General features: G+C 69.2%; 5 protein-coding genes and 1 pseudogene. 5 read left to right on the forward strand and 1 reads right to left on the reverse strand.

The features are described 5' to 3' along the window. The first annotated feature begins 276 nt into the window (after positions 1-276). The 3 genes and pseudogenes from rpmG to WA805_RS24030 all read left to right on the forward strand — a co-directional run. Positions 277-441 (forward strand): 50S ribosomal protein L33, encoded by a 165-nt coding sequence (gene rpmG / locus WA805_RS24020; protein WP_422287679.1) that lies wholly within the window; start codon positions 277-279, stop codon positions 439-441. Between the two features lie 2 nt (positions 442-443). Next, positions 444-701: a type B 50S ribosomal protein L31 gene (locus WA805_RS24025; protein WP_422287681.1), complete on the forward strand. Its 258-nt coding sequence runs from the start codon at positions 444-446 to the stop codon at positions 699-701. 105 nt (positions 702-806) lie between these two features. After that, positions 807-1,571: pseudogene (locus WA805_RS24030) on the forward strand (nitrilase-related carbon-nitrogen hydrolase); the annotation flags it as partial. An 87-nt stretch (positions 1,572-1,658) separates the two neighbouring features. Here WA805_RS24030 and WA805_RS24035 read toward each other — a convergent pair. Further along, positions 1,659-2,675: an EamA family transporter gene (locus WA805_RS24035; protein ID WP_422327255.1), complete on the reverse strand. Its 1,017-nt coding sequence runs from the start codon at positions 2,673-2,675 to the stop codon at positions 1,659-1,661. 83 nt (positions 2,676-2,758) lie between these two features. Here WA805_RS24035 and WA805_RS24040 point away from each other — a divergent pair, with 83 nt between their 5' ends. Continuing rightward, the gene (locus WA805_RS24040; RefSeq protein WP_422276887.1) at positions 2,759-3,715 is read left to right on the forward strand and encodes a helix-turn-helix domain-containing protein; all 957 of its coding nucleotides are present in this window, start codon (positions 2,759-2,761) and stop codon (positions 3,713-3,715) included. Positions 3,716-3,766: 51 nt separating this feature from the next. Beyond that, positions 3,767-4,659: aminopeptidase C (locus WA805_RS24045; protein ID WP_425243464.1), on the forward strand; the 893-nt coding region annotated here is incomplete at its 3' end.

Consider the following 4,659-nt stretch of genomic DNA (forward strand, 5'->3'; position numbering starts at 1 on the left):
CCGGCGACATCCACGCCGTCGTCGCCGTCCAGCCCGGTGCCCACTGCCACGATGCGCCCGTCCTCGAACGCCACGTCACCATCGGCGATCGGGCTGCCGGTGCCGTCGAAGATGCGCCCGCCGTAAAGCACTGTCCTGCTCATCCGCTACTGCTCCTTCTCGTCTCGCTCAGCCACGATGTAACCTACAGCGCGATCCATCGATTACCCCCAGGAAGCCCCGGCTCATGACGCGGTAACCGGGAATGATTTTCATTAACGAGTTGTTCTAAAGAACATGAGTCACAGCACACTTCGTCCCGTCATCAAGCTCAGGTCGACCGCTGGGACCGGCTACACGTACGTGACAAGGAAGAGTCGGCGAAACGATCCTGACCGCCTCGTCATTCGCAAGTACGACCCGGCGATCCGCCGCCACGTGGACTTCAGGGAGGAGCGGTAATCATGAACCAGGGAATCCACCCCGACTACCACCCGGTCGTCTTCCGCGACCGCTCGGCTGGCTTCGCCTTCCTCACCAGGTCGACCGCGACCAGCGAGCGCACCATCGCCTGGGAGGACGGCAACACCTATCCCGTCGTCGACGTCGAGGTCTCATCGGCGAGCCACCCCTTCTACACCGGGCAGGCGCGCGTCCTCGACTCGGCCGGGCGGGTCGAGCAGTTCCGCCGCCGGTACGGCGACAAGGCCAAGGGCGCCTGACAACCTCGCAACGCTCCGAACCCCCGTGGGTTCGGAGCGTTTTTGCTGTCTTGACGCATCACTACGATGACGTGGCAGGCGAGTCTCGCGTGAGAATATGGCGGTATGCCGGACACGGGAGCTGCCGTTGTCGCGGTCGCGCAACTTGCGCTGACCGTGGGGGAACCGGACGCTAACCGGAAGGCGGCGAGGGCGGCGGTCGCGGAGGCGGCGGCCGCGGGTGCGCGGCTGGTGGTGCTGCCAGAACTGTCGGACTCGGGGTACGTGTTCTCAGCCCCCGACGAGGCGCGATCGCTCGCGTCGCCGGCGGCATCGAGCGTGACGCTGCGCGAGTGGCGGGAGCTGGCCGGCAGGCACGACCTGGCCATCGCCGGCGGGTTCTGCGAGCTCGGGCCGGACGGGAAGCTGTACAACAGCGCGGCGATCGTCGACGCGTCCGGCGCGAGGGCGGTGTACCGCAAGGCGCACCTGTGGGACGCAGAGAAGAAGATCTTCACGCCAGGCGACGACGCGCCACCGGTGGTGGCGCTGCCGTTCGGCAATGTCGCGCTGATGATCTGCTACGACCTGGAGTTCCCTGAATGGGTGCGGCTCGCCGCGCTGAGCGGAGCCGACCTCATAGCGGCCCCGGTGAACTGGCCGGCGTCAGCGTCGCCCCCGCCGCCTGGTGAGCGATCGGGTGAGGTGGTCTCGGCGCAGGGCGCGGCCGCGGCCAACGGCGTGTTCATCGCCGTCGCGGACCGCTGCGGGACCGAGCGCGGCGTGGACTGGGTGGGCGGTTCTGTCATCATCCGGCGTGGCGGCTACCCGGTCGCCGGGCCGGTGTGCGAGGACCGCACGGCCGTGCTGACCGCCGCGATCGACCTGCGGCTGGCACGGGACAAGCGGGTCAGCGAGCTGAACGACCTGTTCGCCGACCGGCGGCCCGATCTGTACGCCCGGGTGTGGGACACCCGGTTATTCGCGCTGGGTCCGCGCAGGCGGCGGGCTTCCGGTGCGGTTGATGAGGAGGATCGCGACGCTGGCGACCACGACCGCGCCGCCGAGCAGCGTGGCGAGCGTGGGCCGCTCGCCGAGGAACAGCGCGCCAAGCGAGACGGCCACCACTGGGTTGACGTAGGCGTAGGTGGACACCGCGGCGGTCGGCAGCCGCCGCAGTGCGATCACGTAGCAGGTCAGGGCGAGCAGTGACCCTGGGCCGATCAGGTAGAGCAGCCCGAGCAGCGACTGCGTGCTGACGTGCGCGGGATCGATGTGCGTCAGCTCGCCGGTCGCCGCTGCCAGCCCGGTGAGCACGATCCCCCCGGTCAGCATCTCCATCGAGCTGCCAACCAGCGGGCTGGCCGGCGCCGGCAGCCGGCCGGCGAGCACGGAACCGATGCCCCAGCTGGCGCTCGCCCCGAGGACGACAAGCACGGGAAGCACCGCGCCGCTCCCCGAAGGCCGGGCAAGGACGGCGATACCAGCCAGGCCGAGGACCAGCGCGATCCAGCCCCGCAGCGAGATCCGCTGCCCGTTGATGACCCGGTCGGCTAGCGCCATCCACAGCGGGACGCTGGCGACCAGGAGCGCGGCCAGCCCCGATGGCAGGGTCTTTTCCGCATAGGACACCCCGCCGTTGCCGAAGGCGAGCAGCAGCGTGCCCACCACCGCCATGCCGCCCCACTGCGCGAGCCGCGACGAGGCACGAGACCCGGCCGGGCCCGGTCCCGCCGGCTGGGCCGCTGCCTGCCGCCGGCGACTGCCGAGCCACGCGACCGGGTAGAGCACCGCTCCTGCCGCCAGGTATCTCGTCGCGGCCATCGCGAACGGCGGGATGGACCGGTCCGCCACCCGGATAGCCAGGTAGGTCGAGCCCCAGACCAGCCAGACCACCAAGAGCGCCGCCCAGGCGGAGAAGGCGGCGCGGGAGTTGCCTGGCGTCGTCGCCAGTTCACCCGACCCGGCGGTCGCGTCAGAAGTCAGCTGTGTCACACCTCAAGCCTGGGTCACCACGGTCCGGCCGACCAGTGGCAGGAATGACAATCACCGGTACTTTCCTGCCGTATGCTGACGGCATGTTGTCCTCTGTCGCGGTCCTCGCCTACGAGGGCGTGTCAACGTTCGGCCTCGGGGTCACCGCGGAAGTGTTCGGGTGTGACCGCAGGGGCGAAGGAATCCCACGTTACGAATACTTCGTGACAGCGGCACAGCCGGGAGTCATCCGCACCGACGTCGGCATGCCGATCCTGGTCGAGTCCGGCGTGGACCGGCTGGCCTCCGCCGACCTGGCCGTCGCGGTGTGCTGGGACAGCATCGACACAAGGCCGCCTGAGCCAGTGCTGGCCGCGCTGCGAACGGTCGTGGACCGTGGCGGCCGGGTGCTCAGCCAGTGCACCGGGGCCTTCGTGCTCGCCGCCGCCGGGCTGCTCGACGGCCGCCGGGCGACCACGCACTGGAAGTACGCGGCCGAGCTAGCCAGGCGCTATCCGCAGGTCGATGTGGATCCCGGGGTGCTCTACGTCGACGCGGGCCAGGTGATCACCAGCGCGGGGACGGCCGCCGGGATCGACGCCTGCCTGCACGTCATCCGCCTGGAGCACGGCGCCGCGGTGGCCAACGAGATTGCCCGCCACATGGTGGTCGCCCCGCACCGCGACGGCGGGCAGGCGCAGTTCGTCCCGGTGCTGGTGGACGACACGACCGATGGGCCTGACCTGGCCACCCTGCACGACTGGGTGGCCGGGCACCTGGGCGAGCCGCTCACCGTCGCCGACCTCGCCAGGCAGGTGCACATGTCGCCGCGCACGTTCGCCCGCTGGTTCACCGCGCACACCGGGACCACTCCGCACCAGTGGGTGACCAGCCAGCGCCTGATCCTGGCCCAGGAACTGCTGGAGCGGACTGACCACGGGATCGAGCGGATAGCCGCCGACTGCGGGCTCGCGCCCATGATGCTCCGCCGTCACTTCACCCGTCGCTGGGGCATCACGCCCCAGGCCTACCGGAACCGCTTCAGCCAGTTGGCGGGCTAGCGCCAGCGTCTAGTCTGGAAACAGGACGGGACGACGCGAAGGGATGGTTCGGTGGACGGAACACTCGCTGCTGCTGATCTGGAGCGACTGCGCAAGGATTTCTCGGTCAACCCGGCCTACCGGCTCGCCCAGAATGCCGTGACCCGGGTGACCATCGACGACGTCGCTATCAACAGGGAGATCGTCAGCAGCATCGACCACTCGCTGTCGACGACGCTGGACGACTGGAAGGTCACCAACCAGGAGAAGAGCGGCCGCTGCTGGCTGTTCGCCGGGCTGAACCTGCTGCGCGTCGGCGTCATGCGCAAGACCGGGCTCAAGGACTTCGAGTTCTCGCAGAACTACGCGATGTTCTGGGACAAGCTCGAGCGCGCCAATTACTTCCTCGAGGCGATCATCGAGACCGCGGACCGGGACCTCGACGATCGCACCGTCGCCTTCCTGCTGGAGTCGGTGGCCGGCGACGGCGGCCAGTGGAACATGTTCGCCGCCTTGGTCGAAAAGCACGGCCTGGTCCCCAAGGCCTTCATGCCGGAGACGCAGAGCTCGTCGAACACGGCCAGGATGAACTCGATCCTTCGTTATCAGCTGCGCCAGGGGGCGCGGACTGTCCGCGCGGCGGCGGCCGACGGTGCCGAGGCCGCCCGCGCGGCCAAGGCCGAGATCATGCAGGTCGTCTACCGGATCTTGTGCATCCACCTGGGTACGCCGCCGGAGCGCTTCGACTGGCAGTGGACGGACAAGGACAAGAAGTTCCACCGGGACGGCGTCCTGACCCCCCAGGAGTTCGCCGCCGCGTACGTGGACCTGCCGGTCAGCGACTACGTCTGCCTGGTCAACGACCCCCGCCCGTCCAGCCCGATCGGCCGGACCTTCACCGTTGAGTACCTCGGCAACGTCATCGGCGGCCCGCCGGTCATCTACCTCAACGTCGACATGCAGGT

The sequence above is a fragment of the Trebonia sp. genome, assembly GCF_049794275.1.
Taxonomy (GTDB): Bacteria; Actinomycetota; Actinomycetes; order Streptosporangiales; family Streptosporangiaceae; genus Trebonia.

Excerpts from the sequence above, each read along its gene's own strand:
- rpmG (WP_422287679.1), top strand. The coding sequence starts at position 277 with ATGAGTCACAGCACACTTCGTCCCGTCATCAAGCTCAGGTCGACCGCT.
- WA805_RS24025 (WP_422287681.1), top strand. The coding sequence starts at position 444 with ATGAACCAGGGAATCCACCCCGACTACCACCCGGTCGTCTTCCGCGAC.
- WA805_RS24040 (WP_422276887.1), top strand. The coding sequence starts at position 2,759 with ATGTTGTCCTCTGTCGCGGTCCTCGCCTACGAGGGCGTGTCAACGTTC.